The sequence below is a fragment of the Vulcanisaeta sp. JCM 16159 genome, from assembly GCF_001316265.1.
Classification (GTDB): Archaea; Thermoproteota; Thermoprotei; order Thermoproteales; family Thermocladiaceae; genus Vulcanisaeta.
The window spans coordinates 37,261-54,529 of record NZ_BBDN01000002.1; the positions used below are offsets into that span (position 1 = coordinate 37,261).

Consider the following 17,269-nt stretch of genomic DNA (forward strand, 5'->3'; position numbering starts at 1 on the left):
AGACTTAAGAACCACTTATACGTATATCTTCGTGGGTGATGTGCCTCCACGGGACTGAGAACCTGATGAAGTTGGTCTTTACTGATTTAGTGCTTTTGTGTTTCATGGTTCGCATTACCAATCATGGGTAACGTAATCAGTTATTGAGCAAGGCTGCATTGGTGACGCCAAGTGTCGTTCACTTGAGGTAGATTTTTATTCATGGGTGTTTTTACCTATAATTGCTGTATGGCGTTGATATTGGTTAGGTACGGTGAGGTTGCGATTAAGGGAGTGGGTACGAGGTCCAGGATGGAGGGATTGCTCATGCATAATATACTTAGTGGTTTGAGGGGCATTGGTATTAGTGCTAAAGCCATAAGGTCCCAGGGTAGGTTGTTTGTTGAGGTGCCTGATGATAGGGTTAAGGAGGGTATTGACTTGATTAGTCGGGTTTTTGGTGTTAAGTCCTTATCTCCTGTTAGGGCTTATGTGTTTAAGGAGTTGAATGACATAGTAAATGCGGCGGTTAAGGAATGGAGTGACTTAGTTAGGGGTAGGAGGTTCGCGGTTAGGGTTCACAGGGTTGGTTCGCATAACTTCACCTCAATGGACGTGGCCAAGGCCGTTGGTGCCGCGCTTAAGCCATTTAGTGCTGGTGTTGATCTTGAGAGGCCCGATATTGAGTTATTCATTGAGGTTAGGGGTGATAATGCGTACCTATTTACCGAGGTGATTAATGGCCCTGGCGGGCTACCACTTGGTTCTGAGGGTAGGTTGCTGGCGTTGATATCGGGTGGCTTTGACTCGCCGGTTGCCGCCTGGTTCATGATGAGGAGGGGTTCCTACATAGATGCGTTGTTCTGCTCCCTGGCTTACCCCATCGATGTTATTAACTTCCTCAGGGTTTCACACGCCCTATTCAGTAGGTGGTCAATTGGTTATGACCCGAGGCTATTCATAATTGATTGCTCGCCATTAATCAGCGAGTTTAGGGCCAAGGCTAACCCACACATGTGGAGCGTGCTGTTTAAGAGGGTTCTTTATGAGGTAGCATCCAGGGTTGCCAGGTCAATAGGCGCGTTGGGGTTAGTGACCGGTGAGTCGCTTGGTCAGGTTTCGTCGCAGACCCTACATAACCTAATGGCTATTGAGCACGGCATCGACATACCAATCTACAGGCCGTTGATTGGCCTTGATAAGGATGACATAATGGATTATGCCAGGAGGATTGGGACTTACGAGGAGTCAATGAGGACTGAGGAATTCTGCGCGATATTCTCCGAGAAGCCGAGGACGAGGGTTACAATTGATGAGTTGGATAGTGAGTTTAGAAAGCTCGATCAAAGCCTCATCAATAACTTACTTAATAGCATTGTGACCCTGAGGGCCAGTGCGGCTGGTAAGGTCATTGATGGGTTGATGCTTGGTGCCAGCGATGTGGAGATTGATCACGTGCCGAGAATGCCGTGGTCATTGATCTAAGGAGTAGGGGTGAGTATGAGGCGTGGCATTACCCAGGTGCTGTAAATGTGGATGTTGATAGGTTGGTGAGTATGGCGGAGGCCATGGGTAGGGATAGGGTCTACGTACTATACTGCAGCAGGGGCCTTAGCAGCAGGTGGGGTGCGCTTGAGCTTAGGAGGTTGGGTTTCAGGGCATTCTCCATAGACATCGATAGGCTGAGGAGGTTGTCATGAGGGTGTCTAGGGGGCCTAGTGAGGGTTACGTGAAGTCCAGGGTGCCCAGGGGATTCCACCTTGAGACTGCCAGGAGTATCCAGAGGGCATTGGCGAGTAGGGTTGTTGAGGAGGACTTAGTCAATATCGATAATGTTGACTTAGTATCAGGAGTTGACGTGGCGTATATTAACCATGGTGATGTGGAGATAGGGGTTTCAGTTGCCAGTACCTACTCCCTGGGTAGGTCGTCGATTATTGAATGGAGTTGTTGGGTTGGTCCGGTGACTTTCCCTTACGTACCAACACTACTATCCTTCAGGGAGTTAAAGCCTGTGGTGAATGCCTACCTTAGGTTGAGGAATAAGCCTCAGGTGGTCCTCATTGATGGTCACGGTAGGGCACACCCATATAGGCTTGGCATCGCCAGCCACTTCGGCGTGTGCATGCGTGTACCCACTATTGGTGTTGCTAAGTCATTACTATACGGTAAGGTGGATGGGGTTGAGGGACCAATACTTGACATAGGCACAAACGAGGTTATTGGCTGGGCAATCCAGTGCGCGCCGAGTAGGCCAACCTACGTCAGTGTTGGTTATGGGATTTCGCTGAGGAGCGCCGTTAACCTTATCAAGAGGTTGTGCGTGGGTTCTCAAATGCCAATACCAATACTTCACTCGCACAACATGGCCAATAACCTAAAGAGGAGGATTACGAAAAGATTAAGTGAGAGATTAATCGAGGAATTGAATAATGAATGTAAGTCATCAATGGGAAACTACCTTTGATTCGCCATCACCACTTCTCGCCGAGCTTCTCAGGTATTAGTAATTTCTGTCTCTCAATAAAGTATGTCCTAGCATCCCTAATCATTGAGTCGATGACCTGCGGATTAGCCCTGGCCTTGGCAGAGTCCAGTATTGCCTTGGCAGTATCCACGAGCCTTAGGTCATACTCAACCAGCTTCTCCAGGTTCTCGGGAAACACCTTAAACCTATCATGCATACCAGCATCACCGGTTGGTGAGCCCCAGACCTCGGCTATTAAACTCCTTAGGTCACTTAGCACTGTCTCGTACTGCTGTATTAATGGGTCGAATGGGTTATTACGTGCCACCTCCTCCTCAGCCCTCTGAATGAAGTTAAGGGCTTCCTCGAGCATTGAGGCCACGGTCTTCCTAACGAGGAAATCATCCTGCCTAATCAAGTCCTTAACCTTATAACCCCTAAACCCAGGCACCATTAATTGCAATCGCTCTAATGGACTTAACGGGGACTCCGAAATTGGTGGTTTTGCTTCATTACCCGAGGACATTGATCATCTATCCATGCTCAATTTTATAAACCTAGCTTGGTAATTGAATGGGAATCAGCATTCAACTCCTACGACATCCTTACACGAATTAAGCAACTCCCTGTATAGATGTGTTAAAATCCTGGCAGCCTTAATCTTAGTATCCAATGCCTCGAGCAACTCGTAATAGGCTCTCCTAAGTATTTCCCTAACATCCTCGGGTCTTGTCTTCAGTGATAATTCAAAACTAACGGTGTGGCACACAACCTTAACAATTGGTTCCTCAACACACCCCGTCAACCTGATAATCACCTTACCCTCATCAACCCTAAACTCAGGAACTAGATTTAAACTGGACAGAATCCAGTTACTGCCAATTGGTGTTACGTCAGGCATGGTGTATTAGTAAATTCATTATTACCTTTAAAGCAATACACCTAGGAGAATTCCCATGATTTAGTTAGCATCATTAGTCATGCAATAATTCTTTAACTCTATTAGTAATCAAACGCCTAACCTCGGTGGGGCTTAAATCCCTTCCTTCAATTATTTTCCTACCGTTAATTATTAACGCAGGTAAGTCAAATATTTCGTACTCCCTCAATTCATTGATTATTGGCATGAATTCAGCAGGGCCTTCACCGCCAAGTAGCATTCCGCGTATTACGTCGATATACTCCCTACTAATCTTTACTGATACGAATCTAATAATGCCATTACTAAGCCCTAATTCGCTCATTGTTTCCTTAATAACTCTCTTAATCATTTCTAAGTATCTATCATCCTTACCCTCGATCATGTAGAGCTTAATGTTTATTATCATTCAATTACTAATTAACAATTAATTACTAATAAACCCTACCCTTCATTGAAAATAATTAACCAAACCGAGCAGCCAAATACCCACCTATGGCCCCCGCAAGTATGTTCACCGCAATGAAAATACCGATCTTAGTCCTACTCCAGAGAGGGCCTGGGTACATGTCGAATAATAGGCCCAGTATTGCCACGGCAATTATAACATAAATAACGGTCCTCTGGGCAGGTCTGAAGTAAATATTGTAGCTCATCATTTCCTCAGACCCATATGGTTTTGCGAATAATATGAGTAGCCCGTAGAGGACGAGAATCAATACCAGGGATAACCAGTAACCTCTGATTAATGCCCATATTGGGCTAAGGACAAGTGGTGTTGGGTAGAATACGTTGGCCAGTGCCTCAAGTATTAACGTAACCACTGACACAAAGAAGGCATAACCAACACCAGCCACCGCATTATACCTAACCTCCCTCGTCGACATTAATTTTTCAATTTAGCAATAAACTTTATAAATTAAACTAACAATTTAATAGCGATATGTCGATAAGGCTCAGGTAATATCCACAATTGATGAGAAGGGAATTGATCAAATGGGCCCGGACGACTTAATAGTGAAGTACCACTCCGTGGATGTTAGGACCAGGTCGAGGCTCATCGTATACTCAAACCAGAAGGCTGTGGTCAGGATACAGGGCAGATACAGGGCGTCTTTGACCCGGGCGCGCATGATCTTCAAACACCCGCTAACCCAATATCCCAATTCTTCGCCAAGTTCCAATACGCGGGTAATGTGCCTTGGGAGGTCGAGGTACTCTTTGCAAGTACGGCGAGGCATGAGGCAAGGAGTGAGGGTATCACCCAGACGAAGGAGTTGGTCCCAATGAGGTATCAAGTGGCCTATTACTTCATGATTACCGATCCCGTCAAGTTCATAAACGCAGTACAGTTCAGCGGCTTTAAGTACACGGTTGAGGACTTCAAGAACTACGTATCACCAATCGTAGACCAAGCAGTTAGCCAAGTACTTAACCTAGTCTCACTAAATGAGGTCTATGCCAATCTGCATAAGGTCACTGATGCCGTAACGGCAAGTCTCAGGTCATTCCTAGACGAGGTCGGTGTTCACCTAATCACATGTAGGATTGTCAGGCTAGAGCCTGAGGATGAGACTATGAGGAGGGTAGTGCAGTTCATGGCCCTTGGGCTTGACGTTAACACCGCGATTAGGCTAGGCTCGCGGAGATAATGGCCCAGAGGAGTGATCCTGCGGCCACGAACATGATGCTTGGGGTGCCCTACTACCCAATATACATACTGCCCACGGCCGGGATGCCAAGTGGTCTACCACAATTAATGGTACCGCCGACACAGCAGCGCCAACAGTCGCAGCAAGGTGGTTCAAGTCAATCAAGTGACTTTGAGATTAGTGGGGGCTAATGATTGGTTATGAGCCATAGCGTCTTAAAAAGCCTTGGGACTTACAAGAACTCTGAAATAATCCTTGAAGAGGTAAGGATTGATAATCTATCATGCTTCATAAACCTATCAACACTCAATCAAGGGAAGATCCCCGAAATACTCATTGAACTAAGCACCGGCTGTCATCACTATAACGCAATGATTAGGGTGACTAGGAAGTTCATGGAATTATTCGGCGTGGAGACGGCTAGAATAACGGCGGTTAGGCTAGCTAGGGCGCTGGGTATTGAGGATTACGAGGCAGTTGAGCGTGGGGACATTGAATTAAGGATAAGGAGGAAGCCGAGCCATTACCCAGAGTGGGTTAGTCAAAACATTGATTCCGTAATTAATGCATTCAGCGAGGTACTGGCATCACTCGGCATAATTAATCAATCAATGATCGCTCAACCCCCAGTTACTCAGTCGCAGCGGGAGGTTACGCAAACACCAGTAATTACTTCTCAGCCGGTCACTACGAGCACATTAGCGGCTAGTGTGATTAGGACCTACGGTAGCGTCGGTAATCAAAACCTGGTGTTACGGTCACTGGGTGGGAATACCCACGTTGAGCTGTGTCTTGAGAGGACGGGTGGTTGTAAACCATTGGTCACGGTAAGGGCTAAACCACTCGAGGTGGTAATACATGAGGACGCTGTGAAGGCTTTTGGTGAGAATAGGGCAATCGAGTACGCCACTTGGCTCGCCAACGCCCTCTACATCAGTAATTACGAAATAAACGAGACGGGTAATGAGGTAGTGCTTAGGTCGAGGGAGGGTGCGGATAATGCATTAACCAAGGACTTGGTCAGGGTTATGGATATAATAGCAAGTAAGTACCTAAGTAGGGAGTAAATTAAGGAAATCAAAATTAATTACGGCTTTCTCTGGCTTGCATGATCAATTCCTTAGCCCTAGCTATGAACTTGGCAATTACCTGTCTGGCAATTTCATCACTCGTTATCTTACTAATAACGCTGGTCGGGTCTGGCCCATTGTATTGATACTCATGCATCACCAGGGCGAGTGATGTTAATTCGACAATGTCGGCACTCCTCTCGGTTAATTTACTCGCAACTTCCATAAGCATATTCGTAGGCATAACAGCGAGTACTCAATCGTTCCTCGAAACCTTAACGTTACGGCTAACCCTCTTATAACCTGCGAAATTAAATAAATCCCTATTCCTAGTGGCTAAGTACGATAGGTAAGACTTCCAGGCCTGGAAAGCCTTGCCTGCGGCGTTTCTAAGTAATCCATCATTGAGGAACTTCTCGGCCATTCCTATTTCGGCCTTAGCTTCCATGAGCCTTGACTTACCTATCTCATCTAGGTTAAGCTTTATTTCAATCATTTTTACATAAGAATTGACTATTGAGGGCCTTAAAAGGTATTGGTTTTTAATATATAATTGCACTTTTCCTGGGAAAATCTTAAGTAAATACTCCATGAAGTAGGATAATGCCAATGAAGTTGAGCATTAATAATTTGATTGTTGGTTATGGAAGTAGGATAATCATTAATGGATTGACCGTGGAATTCAATGAAGGTAGAACAGTCATACTGGGTCCAATGGTTCGGGTAAGACGACATTGTTAAGGCCATTGCCGGTGTGTTAAAGCCGTTAGGCGGCTCAATAATGCTTGATGGTAAACCGTTGCATGGAGGTGACGTGGGTTACATTAGTCATGCAAGTGGACTTGATCCTAACATGACCGTGCGGGAAACCTGGAGTTTTATGCCGAGGTTAAGGGCGCTAATAACTTAGATGAGGTAATTGATAGGCTTGGTATCAGGGGTTTATTGAATACTAGGGTGGGTTCCCTGAGTAATGGTCAGAGAAGGATTGCTGAGGTGGCCATAGCCATGTTGGGTGATCCTAGGGTTTATGTGCTTGATGAACCAACGGATGGGCTTGACGTGAACTTCGCAGGTAGGGTTAGGGAAATTGTGAAGAGTTTACACGGCATTATTATATACACAACGCACATAATGGCCGAGGCCCTTGAATTGGCTGATGGCTTATTAATTATGAGGAATGGCAAGATGGTTTTTCACGGAGATGTTTCCAGGCTTAGTGGTGTTATGAGGATAGTGGCTAGGAGAGAGCGTGAGACTAGGATTATTGAGGCTGGTGTGAATGAGTTAAATAGCGTTATGAGTAAGTTGAGGTCTGAGGGGTTCAATATACTAGAGGTTAGAAACTCCGTAATTGATGAGTTACTGGGTGGTAGTGAATGATTAAGGCATACCTCAGGAGGGCGTGGAGTGTGGGCAGGACTTACTACCTTATAACGTTAATGGTCTTATTACTGGCACCGTGTTTGTGGCCGCTCAGTTTGATTACATAATAATTACGGTTAATCCCAGGAATATTCATGGTGTTAATATGCCGTGAGTGAGGCCGTAACCTTCACAAGGGTTTTAATGCTAATTATTTTAATCGGCATTGTTTCCATGATGGTATCCCTATTATCCGCCACTATCGTACTTGGCACGATACAGGCGGACATGCAGAATGGCGTTTTCGAAGTACTGTTTGGTAATGGCTTAAGCGATAAAGAGCTCATTAAGGCCCTCTACATCGTTGGATTAGCATCATTTGCGGCATTTTACTTACTTGCCGAGGCCATGGTGTAATACCACTGTGGCTCACGGCCCCTAATGTAGTAAACACATTATTAATGGCCGTATTGCTGACCCCACTTGGTGTTGGCTTATTCACTACTGGGCTTAGCGTGCTAATTGGGCTCTCAAAGCAAGGTACTTCAAGATATCCACGGGTATTGGGTCAACAAAGAACCTAGCCTTCACCCTCGTTTCACTTCCCAGCATTATAATCCTATTTTCAGTGGTTATACCTGTAATCATGATAACGCCTAACGCGACTTCATACCCAGCGACGCTCCTGCAGCTATCGAACTTTGCCTTAACCGTAGTGTCAATTGCAATGGCCTTAACATCAATACCCATTGCATTAAGGACACCGGTTAATAGGGTTGGGTTGATAACCAGGGGTGAGGAACCGTAGTCATAATTTAATGATTAGATAGTTAATGCCTAGGTAGGCTAGGAAGAATGGTATTAGTACGAGGTCTGTTATGTCAATTCCAGCCGCCTCAATGGCCCACAGTGTTCCCAAGCTAAAGAGAAGGGCTGAAAGTACGTACTTCAGGTGCGGTAACCTAATCCTGGCAATCTGGTCCTTAATTACTGCCGTGAGGATAATTACTATGCTGCGGCCGATAAAGTGCCTATGAGTTGATGAGTAACTCCTTGGTATTAATGCGATGAGCACCAGGCAGCCTCAAAGGCCTCTATGGCGGATACCGTAAACACCACGGCTAAATCCCCACGCTCCTCCTCACTACCCTTGCCCTTCCCGCTCCTCTTGAATGATCTACGCGCGCTCCTCAATAGCCTATACCCGAAGTAGAACAGTATTATTGCTGAGGCAGCTAGTACGTAGTTGAGTGGTAGGTAAATGATGTACTTACCAACGGTGAATGTAGGCACTAGCACCAGGAGTACGCCGGCTATCGCGTAAAGTACTGGCTTAAAGCCCCTGTAAATTCCCTGGTAAATAGCCGTGACTGCACCGGCCTCTGAGAGCTCGAGTAGGCTTATACCGAATGCCGCAAAGAATATTCCGAAGTCCACGGAAGCACCACAATCACGCCGGTTTTAAGTATTTCTCATTCACTTATAATTACACAAAGTTATATAATTCACTTAGGCATGATATAGATATAATGACGGAGGAAGTGATGATACCAAGCATAATTGCTGAGGAATTGAAGAAGAGGGGGCTTAATCCCGAGGATGCTGTGCTTGATGCGTTAATGAAAGTAATCAACCTGGACCCAAGCGCCATGATCGAGGCGAGGATAGAGCTTGCAAATAAATACTTAATTGAAGGTAAGGAGTTAATCGAGAAAGATCCAGTGCAGGCAAGCGAGAAGCTTTACAAGGCTGCTGAGGAGTGCGTTAAGGCTCTGGCTCAATATTACGGCCTAAGGGATATACTGAGTAAGGTAAATGAAAGAGGTAGATGGACCGTTACGGAGTTAGAAAAGGCTGTTGAAGCCATAAGTGAGAGACTTGGTGATTGGTTTGGAGAAGCGTGGGACAGGGCATGGCACTACATGTGTGGGGCTTTCACGAGGCGAAGTTAGACCCCGAAGCCGTGAGAATTAGATATCCGTATATTGAGAGAATCGTGAACGAGACCAACAAGATTATAAAAATGAAGTCCGAACAAACATGAACAATTGGGAAATACGTATAAGCATAAGGCGGATAACACTATCATGCCGAGTTATAAGGTTATTAATGACATCACGAAGGTACGTGAGGAACCACTAAGTATCAGGGGTGCCGTGGGTGTATACACCCAGTGGCTTGTGAGTAAGGACGACGGCTCTAAATACGCTGTAAGGAGACAGGTGGTTAAGCCTGGCGGTAAGGCGCCACTACATAGGCATGCTTATGCGGAGACCTTTATAGTACTGAGGGGTGTTGGGAGAATGACTGTGGATAACGACGTCATTGACATAAAACCAGACATGTGCATATTCGTAAGGCCAAACACGTCACATTCGATAATGAATATTGGTAATGAAGACCTGGAGTTAATAACAATAATATCCTATGAGGATGACATGAGCATAGATGTTCTTGAGTAATTAACATCGAGCTTAAGTTTAAGGTTTATTATTAGAAATTGAACAGATACGTTTAAATATTCTAATTACTTTCAATTTAATAATGAGTGAGCCAGTACTTGAACTCAGGCCTGCTACGGCTATGAGTGAGGTTGGGAAGATGGTGCTCGCAATGATTGTCACTGGTGCATTATGGTTTATGTTTGGTTATTTAGCACCACTGCAATATCACATACCACTATGGGAGTTCGTATTAATTCAATTATTCTTTGCCTTATTCATAGTGCTCGAGGTTTGGCAGTTAATTAAAAGCGTTAGGGAAAGAGGAAAATACATTAAGGACTTCATACTCTATAAGACTACGTCTGGTTCACAACAGTGAAGGGGGATGAGGTCACAATACCCATTGAGGACTTTAATCCATGTGTAACTGACTATGCGCCGCCATATAGGACACAGCCAGGGCGATACTCAGTAGGGACGTATTATCCAGGCAGGGTGTGGTTAAAGATAAGCCACTATGGTGAGGATTACATACTTCATATTGACACGGAACAGTGTAGAAAGCTTAATACGGTGCTCAGTACCGATTACAATAAGCCCAAGATTGACTGGTGTGGTGGGAGGGTCGTCAAGGACATGGGTAAGTTAGGCAGGATTGAGAGACCAAGCCTAGCCTGCTAGGGTAATTATCATGAGTATTATTGTTTCTGGTCCCTATGGTGGTGGTAGACCAGGCGCGTTGGTTAAGCTTGGCCTTGCTCTAATCCTCATTGGACTTGTTGTAATGTTAATATCAGTGGAGGTTCATGACTGGATTTACTTCTACGGTTCTCTTTGGCTTCTTGTCATGCCTGGTGTTGGAACCCTTATCTATGCCTATAGAGGTTATAGAAGTGCTGAGAGAAGGAGGGAGTATGTTGAATCACATAATGCAATTTGGGGATTTAACAACGCATTGGTCACCCCTAGCAAGAGTTTTAGGTCTGGTGAGGTCATTTACACAATATTCATTGCAATAATCACGTTCGTAATACTGGGGGCAATTACTACTGACATCATGCATGGTAGGTTCATGCTCAGCGATACCGTTATCCTCTTAATCCTGATTGGCTTATACATACCATATTACCTCATAATTAGGAGAGTTAGGAGAGCACTCCAGGCTAGGAGGAATGAGATTAGGGATATCCTACTATATAGTGATTACATGCATATCACAACTGCAACTAACGAATCACTGGACATACCACTCAGCGAAGCCATAATCTGCATTGCTGGGCTAAATATTCCTGGCATGATATTTGGTATGACGAGTTACGATGCATTCAAGGTTAAATATAATGATAGGGTATTAAAGCTCACATTGCCTCATGGTGCTGGGAGTGAGCTCATTAACGTGCTCAAGGACAAATTAGGGCTTGAGATTCACACGTGCAATTACCTGGGCATTTAAATAATCCTATAGATGTCGATGAATTTACTGTACCATTCATTGTATGCCTTTCTACTGACCGCGTGAAACTCAAATACCATGAGTGCTTCATCACCAACCTCTTTAATGATATTCATGATCAATTCCACGTACTTATGCGGGTCATCACCATACACATCAGATATTATCAGGACATCAACGTCACTATCAGGCTTGAAGTTACTACGTACATAACTACCAATGAGCATTAATTCTGCATTGGGGTCGAGCCTGAGCACCACGTCTTTAATTCTGTCTAGGTAATAATCAATGTTACTGAGAATTCTATCCCTAATCCTCTTAACATCGATCAGCAAATCTACGAGAGTAGGCATTTATCCACCTCATCGAACTCATGAGCTATATTAAGTGCTCTCTACGCATCATCCTTGCTAAACTTTGACTTAGGAAACTCATTACTCCGATTACTCAGTACCACACCTATTTAACTATGCCCTTTGGGAACCAACCACTCTTAGTCCTGACCAAGCCCCTCTCCTCAATGTACCTCCTCACCCTATCCCTAATGTCATCAAAGATTCTTGAATCACCGCAAAGCACCTTACCATCAGTTACGGCATCGAGTATCACCATAGAACTCTCAAGAACCTCATTTAACCTACTCAATGGCAACCAAACCACCTGCCCAATATCCCTCACCTCAATCCTATAATCACCAGTGGGTATAACAACCATCAAATCCCAATCACTCAACGGAGTATTATCACCCCTAGCCCTGGAACCAAATAAGACTACTACTAAGGACTTACGGCACAACTCATCAAGCACCTCCCTAAACCTAACCTCCCTCTGCCTAGTAATCTCATTAAGTGCCTCCAACCACCTGCTGTACATAATCCCACACCACGTCCATACACCTAACGGCCTCCTCAGCTCCCACCTCCTGTAATCGTTAATCCTGGCATCTGGGTAGCGCGCCTGGACGTAGTGTTGCTCAAGTAATTCAGCGCACCTAGTAACTTCCTGAGGTGCCTCCTTACCCAGGATCTTCATTAGGTATTGAAGTAACTCAGATGTTGAGTGAGTGATTGGTCGTGAACCACCAATCTTAATGAGCAATCCCTTGATCAATAGCTCAACGGACTGCTGGGCAAAAAAATGCAGCTGAGTCAAACCTGTTATTCGCTAAGTCCTCCCTCGCATAATCCCTAAATCTCCTCGCTTTATTAAGCCATGGCTCCGCCATTAAATTATGGGTAATGTATTATGAGGACGCTATTAAGGTTTATCTCGTCACCTTCGTCGACATTATCATCACTATGAATGCCGTGATTGAGGCTATCACGAAGGATAGTACGAAGGATTCCTTACCAGGTACCTCATAGAATATGGGCATGCCATTTAGGTAGTAGGCGAGTAGTGGAGTCCTATAGGTGGTCTCTAGAGAACCCGCGATCACCGGGCCTAGCGTATTGCCCATGAGCCTCATGGCAGTGTTAGTGCCAGTCATTGTGGCCATCCTTTCCCTAGAAGCTGATGATATTAATAACGTTATCCTGGTCACGGTCATGCCGGCTATGCCCACCATGCTTATGATCATCACGATTATCGTGATCATTAACTCGTGTATGTAAACCGTGGCCGCCATCAGCAAGCCTCCAATTGCTGCTATTCCAGACGTTATGATTAACACCCTTCTATAACCGACGGCGTTCATTAGGATGCCGTATAATGGACCTGCAAAGAGCATTATTAAGGCTATGGGCGCCAGTGTGAGGCCTGTCCTTAGTATTGTCATGCCATAACCAATGGCTTAGGCAATTCAAACATATACACAAGGGCTTGGAATGACAGGAACATACCAAAGCCGGCGACGAAGGACGAGAGTAGGGGCACCGCTATGTTGGGGTTTGCGAAGTCGCCTATGTTTATTATTGGGTTCTGCGTGGACAGTTCATGATTAATAAATAGGAACAATATGGCCAACCCAAGTGCAATGCCAAGCCAGAAATCCTCCGATAACCAACCCCAGGTCGGAGCTTCTGTGAATGAGTAACCAATTATTACGAAGGACATTGCCAATAGTGCCAGGCCTACATAATCAATGCTTTCGCTAACTCTTGCCTCGGACTCGGGTAATACCAAGTAGGCCATGAGTATTAGCACGGCTAGTATTGGCAATGCCGTCTCGTACGCGAACTGCCAGGAATAATACTGGCTAGGTATGCGCCTATTGGTAATGCTACGGCAGCCCCAATCGCGAATGTTGATGCAATGATTCCCTGGGCAACAGGCCATTCCCTAGGCGGCAGTTTCTCCCTAAGCAATGTATAGCCAATAGGATTTATGCTAAGTCCAATTCCCTGAATGGTCCTGAGCATTATTAGGATTGGGTATGTCGGCGCCATGCTCGTGAAGAACACAGCAACAAAGTAGATAATCAATGTAATTAGCAATACCTTCTTTCTACCGTAACTATCAGCCAACTTACCAAGGATTGGTGCGAGGGCCAGACCAGCCAGCGTCTCCGAGGACAAGACCCACGAGACCTCTGACTCTGTTATGCCGTATTGCCTTTCTATGGTTGGTAGGGATGGCATGACAACCATCTCCACGTACATCGCAATTATCGATATAGACGCGAGAACGGCGAGGTATCTCAACGCATCGGAACTCAATCTAATGCCGCCAAGGTTTCTTAGCACGTAAACCGATATCAATACTGATTAAAAATCTAACTCACGACCTTACCAAATGCCTCTTATCGGAGTCTCAGTTTCTTTATGTGTTCATGGCATTTAGTCATTTACTGCATCGCCACGGCTTAATGCAGTCCCGGTATTAGCACTAGGTAATCCATGCATGGTATACTAATAGGTTTATTAATTGGTATACCTACACCACCTTAATGTCTAGTGTCGTTAGTTTTAAGGTTAGGAGGGAAATTAAGGAGAAGATGGAGAGGTTTAAGGACAGGGTTAACTGGGCTGAGGAGTTGAGGAGGTTTGTTGAGGAGAGGATTAGGGAGTTGGAGGCTGAGGAGAATATTAAGCGTGTCGTTGAGGAGCTCGAGAAGATACCAATAAGCGTTCCCAGGGGATTCTCGGTGAGTTCGGTGAGGGAGGACCGTAATAGTGATTGATGCATCGGCATTAACGGCCTTCATACTTAAAGAACCTGGTTGGCAGTCATTAATTGGTTATTTCATGAACTCGGTCTCTGTTGATCATGTAATTAAGGAGGTTATGAACGTAATTTGGAAGGTGCAAATTAGAGGGATTATTACTAAGGAGTACTCAATCAAGCTTCGTGACATATTAATGTCGTTAATTAGCAAGAACATTATTATAGAGCCTGAGGAGAAGTACGTCGATAAGGCATTCACGATAGCGATGGATAATAGAATAACCATATACGACGCGTTATACGTAGCATTAGCAATAAGCAGGGGCTTACCTCTTTTAACGCTCGATAATAAACAGGGAGAGGTTGCGAGAAGGATAGGCATTAATGTAGTGATGCCATTTCAATAATCACCTCCTTAGCTGCCTTATTGGTGGTATTGTATTTAAGTGCGTTATTTCGTCTGGTATCGCCTTATTAATGGCTATCTCCCTATATATGTAGGCCGAGGGCCTCCAGTACTGCTTCTTAGTGGCATAATCGACGTAGAGTAGGCCAAACCTCATGCTGAAGCCTGAGGCCCACTCGTAGTTGTCAGTCAACGACCAGTGCAGGTAACCCCTAACATCAACTCCATCACTCAGGGCCTATGCACTTGGTAAATGTGGCTGACTAGGTAATACGGCCTTAAGTAATCGGTCGAATCTGCAATCCCATTCTCAGTAACGTACATGGCAGGTGATACCTCCTCCAATACTTTGTCAATACATCGTACAAACCCTCTGGGTAGAACTCCCAGCCGAAGTCACTACATGGCCTATTGTCAGGGCTTACGGAGTTCCTTTCGCAGTAATGCCCATAACCAGGGACTATTGTATATGAATTATCGTTGGTGAGTTTAACCACGACCCTTGAATAATAATTAACGCCAATCCAATCAAGTTTATTCCTAAGATCTTCCCTGACCTCACCATATAAGTTACCGTGAATGACCGCATCAAAGAATAACCATCTGGCGTCTCGTTCAGCCAATTCCACGGCTTTATCATCTTTATCTGTTAGTGGAGTGAAGGAGTTATTTGCGTATATAAGTCCAACAGGTTTCTTACTAATTGACTTGATTGCATCATAAGCCTTGCATGAGCTTGAATTAAATTAATTAAGGCCTTCACCGCCAAGAGAGGACTTAGATAACCAGGTGGAAACCCCCACTTAACATTGATGTAACCATTCCAAGCAACCACATTCGGCTCATTCATTGTTGAATACATATCGACTAAATCATCAAGCTTCCAAGCCACGTAGGCTGCGAACCTCGCAAAGTTAATCGCCGTCTTAATATCGAGCCAACCAATGGGTCCAGAAAGATCACCTCTCCTGACCCTTATTGGGTCGTGAACCCACAGCGGTAACGGCCAGTGATAAAGGTTCAGTATGAAGAATATGTTCCTATTCTTCAAATCATTGAAGATCACCCTATAGTGTTCAATGGCAGCCTTATTAGCCGCCTCATCGAGTCTCCTTAGGTCGCGTTCATCAACATCAACCTTGATTACCCTATCGTCAACTACTTCAACATTACCACTGGGAGGCTCCGGCATTGGTTTCGGGAATACCCTGGACCACTCAACATTGATCCTGGCAATGTCGAGCCCCATCCTAACGGCATTATCATGAAAAACCCTGTATAGCTCCAATAGCCAGGCCCATTCTCTGGCAAGTCACCACTAACGAGACCAGACATTATGTTATCCCCATCATGAACCCAAACCCACCAATCACTATTTTGATCCTCATCACCTGGAACACCCATCTCATGCTGAAAACCGGCCTGAGACCAGCCAAACCTGAAGCCTTTGGGAAATGATAGTGTCACGTATCTAACTTAATCTTGGATTATTTTTAGGAGTTACTATATTACTATGCAAGTAATTGCCTTGATAATTTTCAGGTTTTAACCATGAGTAGGGTTTGGTCTACGGGAAAACTGCGGTAATCATTAAATGATTAACAGGTAAGTTCTTCGTGTGGAGATAACGGCCTTAATTATCAGTACCACTAGGTCTAGGGTTCCATTGCTTAAGCACGCTATTTCTTCAGTGATAAACCAAACAAGGAAACCCGATGAATTAATCGTTGTTATGTCATATGAGGACAGGGAGATTAAGGACTTAGTTAATCCATACGGTTTTGTAATCCACAATGCAAGCACCAGGGTAGGCCCAATGTGGGTCAGGGGCATTGAGGAGTCGAGCGGTGACGTTATTGCGTTCCTTGACGATGATGATGAGTGGCTGCAGAATAAGCTTAGTCATGTAGATGAGGCATTCAGTAAAATTGCTGGGCTTGGTCTTTACCATAACCTATTTCAATTCATTGATACTAACGGGAACGAGCTACATTACCATGAATTACCTGCCTATTATCGCTCAATGATCCTTGAAAGAAGCGTCATTATTAGGGACAATGCCGACTTATACATGCGTTCCAGTGTCAATGATTGGCTAAATGCTAATTACTGGTCATTATTTTACAACACATCAAGCTTGTCAGTGATTAAGGACGCATTAGCCCGTAGGCTTGAACTCATTGAAAGCATTAATCTATACTCAGATGCCCTATTCTTCATACTGGTACTAACTCAATGCTATGCCGTGCTTCATGACCCAATTATCCTAACCAGGTACAGAATTCATGGAGAACAAACATCAAGGAAAGTCCTAAATGGCGAACTTATGGGCATGGCCGCTAAAGACCACGAATTATTTAATAGAGTAATTAAGGAATACAATACCTGTAGGTAATCTACGGATGCCGA

Annotated in this window: 30 protein-coding genes and 2 pseudogenes; 18 read left to right on the forward strand and 14 right to left on the reverse strand. The window is 44.8% G+C overall.

Annotation, left to right across the window (positions count from 1 at the left end; all coding sequences use genetic code 11):
* The first annotated feature begins 201 nt into the window (after window positions 1-201).
* Genes thiI through JCM16159_RS01650 form a run of 3 tightly spaced genes read left to right on the forward strand, consistent with a single transcriptional unit; the run spans window position 202 to window position 2,446 of the window.
* A complete protein-coding gene (gene thiI / locus JCM16159_RS01645) occupies window positions 202-1,464 on the forward strand; it encodes a tRNA uracil 4-sulfurtransferase ThiI (protein ID WP_243665541.1) in 1,263 nt (420 codons plus the stop codon).
* Window positions 1,449-1,679 (forward strand): rhodanese-like domain-containing protein, encoded by a 231-nt coding sequence (locus tag JCM16159_RS13430; RefSeq protein ID WP_243665542.1) that lies wholly within the window; start codon window positions 1,449-1,451, stop codon window positions 1,677-1,679. Before thiI ends, JCM16159_RS13430 begins: the two co-directional genes overlap by 16 nt.
* On the forward strand, window positions 1,676-2,446 hold the full coding sequence (locus JCM16159_RS01650) for an endonuclease V (RefSeq protein WP_054856752.1): 771 nt from the start codon (window positions 1,676-1,678) through the stop codon (window positions 2,444-2,446). The genes JCM16159_RS13430 and JCM16159_RS01650 overlap by 4 nt, the downstream gene beginning before the upstream one ends.
* A 7-nt stretch (window positions 2,447-2,453) precedes the next feature.
* Here JCM16159_RS01650 and JCM16159_RS01655 read toward each other — a convergent pair whose 3' ends face one another.
* The 4 genes from JCM16159_RS01655 to JCM16159_RS01670 form a co-directional block, all read right to left on the reverse strand.
* Window positions 2,454-2,972 carry a hypothetical protein gene (locus tag JCM16159_RS01655; RefSeq protein WP_054856753.1) on the reverse strand — a complete coding sequence of 173 codons (519 nt, stop codon included), beginning with the start codon at window positions 2,970-2,972 and terminating at the stop codon, window positions 2,454-2,456.
* A 54-nt stretch (window positions 2,973-3,026) separates the two neighbouring features.
* Window positions 3,027-3,347 carry a hypothetical protein gene (locus JCM16159_RS01660; RefSeq protein WP_054856754.1) on the reverse strand — a complete coding sequence of 107 codons (321 nt, stop codon included), beginning with the start codon at window positions 3,345-3,347 and terminating at the stop codon, window positions 3,027-3,029.
* Window positions 3,348-3,420: 73 nt separating this feature from the next.
* The gene (locus tag JCM16159_RS01665; RefSeq protein ID WP_054856755.1) at window positions 3,421-3,774 is read right to left on the reverse strand and encodes a hypothetical protein; all 354 of its coding nucleotides are present in this window, start codon (window positions 3,772-3,774) and stop codon (window positions 3,421-3,423) included.
* Between the two features lie 55 nt (window positions 3,775-3,829).
* A complete protein-coding gene (locus JCM16159_RS01670; protein ID WP_054856756.1) occupies window positions 3,830-4,252 on the reverse strand; it encodes a hypothetical protein in 423 nt (140 codons plus the stop codon).
* A gap of 216 nt (window positions 4,253-4,468) precedes the next feature.
* Here JCM16159_RS01670 and JCM16159_RS13435 point away from each other — a divergent pair, with 216 nt between their 5' ends.
* From JCM16159_RS13435 to JCM16159_RS01680, 3 genes are read left to right on the forward strand one after another with little or no spacing between them, the layout of a single operon-like run.
* Window positions 4,469-5,017 (forward strand): SPFH domain-containing protein, encoded by a 549-nt coding sequence (locus tag JCM16159_RS13435; protein WP_243665694.1) that lies wholly within the window; start codon window positions 4,469-4,471, stop codon window positions 5,015-5,017.
* On the forward strand, window positions 5,017-5,208 hold the full coding sequence (locus JCM16159_RS13440) for a hypothetical protein (protein ID WP_243665543.1): 192 nt from the start codon (window positions 5,017-5,019) through the stop codon (window positions 5,206-5,208). The genes JCM16159_RS13435 and JCM16159_RS13440 overlap by 1 nt, the downstream gene beginning before the upstream one ends.
* A gap of 9 nt (window positions 5,209-5,217) precedes the next feature.
* Window positions 5,218-6,084: a hypothetical protein gene (locus JCM16159_RS01680; RefSeq protein WP_054856757.1), complete on the forward strand. Its 867-nt coding sequence runs from the start codon at window positions 5,218-5,220 to the stop codon at window positions 6,082-6,084.
* A 16-nt stretch (window positions 6,085-6,100) separates the two neighbouring features.
* Here the strand turns inward: JCM16159_RS01680 and JCM16159_RS13445 are convergent, their stop codons facing one another.
* Together JCM16159_RS13445 and JCM16159_RS13450 are read right to left on the reverse strand one after the other, a co-directional pair.
* Complete coding sequence (locus JCM16159_RS13445) at window positions 6,101-6,319, reverse strand: hypothetical protein (protein WP_243665544.1); 219 nt, start codon at window positions 6,317-6,319, stop codon at window positions 6,101-6,103.
* 24 nt (window positions 6,320-6,343) lie between these two features.
* On the reverse strand, window positions 6,344-6,583 hold the full coding sequence (locus tag JCM16159_RS13450; protein WP_243665545.1) for a PaREP1 family protein: 240 nt from the start codon (window positions 6,581-6,583) through the stop codon (window positions 6,344-6,346).
* Window positions 6,584-6,841: 258 nt separating this feature from the next.
* On the opposite strand from JCM16159_RS13450, the gene JCM16159_RS13455 reads away from it, so the two are divergent.
* The 4 genes from JCM16159_RS13455 (at window position 6,842) to JCM16159_RS13460 (ending at window position 8,260) form a co-directional block, all read left to right on the forward strand.
* Entirely contained in the window at window positions 6,842-6,997 is a 156-nt protein-coding gene (locus JCM16159_RS13455; RefSeq protein WP_243665546.1) for a hypothetical protein, read from the forward strand.
* A gap of 47 nt (window positions 6,998-7,044) precedes the next feature.
* On the forward strand, window positions 7,045-7,470 hold the full coding sequence (locus tag JCM16159_RS01690; RefSeq protein ID WP_054856758.1) for an ATP-binding cassette domain-containing protein: 426 nt from the start codon (window positions 7,045-7,047) through the stop codon (window positions 7,468-7,470).
* Between the two features lie 153 nt (window positions 7,471-7,623).
* Window positions 7,624-7,869, forward strand: coding sequence for a hypothetical protein (locus tag JCM16159_RS01695; protein WP_054856759.1), 246 nt, complete (start codon window positions 7,624-7,626; stop codon window positions 7,867-7,869).
* 211 nt (window positions 7,870-8,080) lie between these two features.
* Complete coding sequence (locus JCM16159_RS13460) at window positions 8,081-8,260, forward strand: hypothetical protein (protein WP_243665547.1); 180 nt, start codon at window positions 8,081-8,083, stop codon at window positions 8,258-8,260.
* On the opposite strand, the pseudogene JCM16159_RS01705 reads toward JCM16159_RS13460, so the two are convergent.
* A pseudogene (locus tag JCM16159_RS01705) lies at window positions 8,261-8,889 on the reverse strand (hypothetical protein).
* Between the two features lie 92 nt (window positions 8,890-8,981).
* On the opposite strand from JCM16159_RS01705, the gene JCM16159_RS01710 reads away from it, so the two are divergent.
* From JCM16159_RS01710 to JCM16159_RS01730, 5 genes are all read left to right on the forward strand, one after another.
* Window positions 8,982-9,404: a PaREP1 family protein gene (locus tag JCM16159_RS01710; RefSeq protein ID WP_367834203.1), complete on the forward strand. Its 423-nt coding sequence runs from the start codon at window positions 8,982-8,984 to the stop codon at window positions 9,402-9,404.
* Window positions 9,405-9,539: 135 nt separating this feature from the next.
* A complete protein-coding gene (locus JCM16159_RS01715; RefSeq protein WP_054856894.1) occupies window positions 9,540-9,914 on the forward strand; it encodes a cupin domain-containing protein in 375 nt (124 codons plus the stop codon).
* Window positions 9,915-9,996: 82 nt separating this feature from the next.
* Entirely contained in the window at window positions 9,997-10,275 is a 279-nt protein-coding gene (locus JCM16159_RS01720; RefSeq protein ID WP_054856761.1) for a hypothetical protein, read from the forward strand.
* On the forward strand, window positions 10,272-10,577 hold the full coding sequence (locus JCM16159_RS01725) for a hypothetical protein (RefSeq protein ID WP_054856762.1): 306 nt from the start codon (window positions 10,272-10,274) through the stop codon (window positions 10,575-10,577). The genes JCM16159_RS01720 and JCM16159_RS01725 overlap by 4 nt, the downstream gene beginning before the upstream one ends.
* Window positions 10,578-10,587: 10 nt before the next feature.
* Entirely contained in the window at window positions 10,588-11,349 is a 762-nt protein-coding gene (locus tag JCM16159_RS01730; RefSeq protein WP_054856763.1) for a hypothetical protein, read from the forward strand.
* Here JCM16159_RS01730 and JCM16159_RS01735 read toward each other — a convergent pair.
* The 6 genes from JCM16159_RS01735 to JCM16159_RS13480 all read right to left on the reverse strand — a co-directional run bounded on the left by JCM16159_RS01735 (window position 11,346) and on the right by JCM16159_RS13480 (window position 14,033).
* A complete protein-coding gene (locus tag JCM16159_RS01735; RefSeq protein ID WP_054856764.1) occupies window positions 11,346-11,702 on the reverse strand; it encodes a nucleotidyltransferase domain-containing protein in 357 nt (118 codons plus the stop codon). The genes JCM16159_RS01730 and JCM16159_RS01735 overlap by 4 nt on opposite strands.
* 106 nt (window positions 11,703-11,808) lie before the next feature.
* The gene (locus tag JCM16159_RS18210) at window positions 11,809-12,459 is read right to left on the reverse strand and encodes a HEPN domain-containing protein (RefSeq protein WP_367834204.1); all 651 of its coding nucleotides are present in this window, start codon (window positions 12,457-12,459) and stop codon (window positions 11,809-11,811) included.
* Between the two features lie 4 nt (window positions 12,460-12,463).
* Window positions 12,464-12,574: a HEPN domain-containing protein gene (locus JCM16159_RS18215; RefSeq protein WP_367834205.1), complete on the reverse strand. Its 111-nt coding sequence runs from the start codon at window positions 12,572-12,574 to the stop codon at window positions 12,464-12,466.
* A 39-nt stretch (window positions 12,575-12,613) separates the two neighbouring features.
* A complete protein-coding gene (locus JCM16159_RS13470) occupies window positions 12,614-13,126 on the reverse strand; it encodes a hypothetical protein (protein ID WP_243665548.1) in 513 nt (170 codons plus the stop codon).
* Window positions 13,123-13,509: a hypothetical protein gene (locus JCM16159_RS13475; protein ID WP_243665549.1), complete on the reverse strand. Its 387-nt coding sequence runs from the start codon at window positions 13,507-13,509 to the stop codon at window positions 13,123-13,125. The genes JCM16159_RS13470 and JCM16159_RS13475 overlap by 4 nt, the downstream gene beginning before the upstream one ends.
* Entirely contained in the window at window positions 13,497-14,033 is a 537-nt protein-coding gene (locus JCM16159_RS13480; protein WP_243665550.1) for an MFS transporter, read from the reverse strand. Before JCM16159_RS13480 ends, JCM16159_RS13475 begins: the two co-directional genes overlap by 13 nt.
* 203 nt (window positions 14,034-14,236) lie before the next feature.
* Between JCM16159_RS13480 and JCM16159_RS01755 the strand changes: the two genes are divergently transcribed.
* Complete coding sequence (locus JCM16159_RS01755; RefSeq protein ID WP_054856766.1) at window positions 14,237-14,470, forward strand: hypothetical protein; 234 nt, start codon at window positions 14,237-14,239, stop codon at window positions 14,468-14,470.
* Entirely contained in the window at window positions 14,463-14,861 is a 399-nt protein-coding gene (locus tag JCM16159_RS01760; RefSeq protein WP_243665551.1) for a type II toxin-antitoxin system VapC family toxin, read from the forward strand. The genes JCM16159_RS01755 and JCM16159_RS01760 overlap by 8 nt, the downstream gene beginning before the upstream one ends.
* Here the strand turns inward: JCM16159_RS01760 and bgaS are convergent.
* Window positions 14,862-16,264 (reverse strand): annotated as a pseudogene (gene bgaS / locus JCM16159_RS18220) (beta-galactosidase BgaS).
* A gap of 214 nt (window positions 16,265-16,478) precedes the next feature.
* Here bgaS and JCM16159_RS01770 point away from each other — a divergent pair.
* A complete protein-coding gene (locus tag JCM16159_RS01770) occupies window positions 16,479-17,255 on the forward strand; it encodes a glycosyltransferase (protein WP_054856768.1) in 777 nt (258 codons plus the stop codon).
* Window positions 17,256-17,269 lie beyond the last annotated feature (14 nt).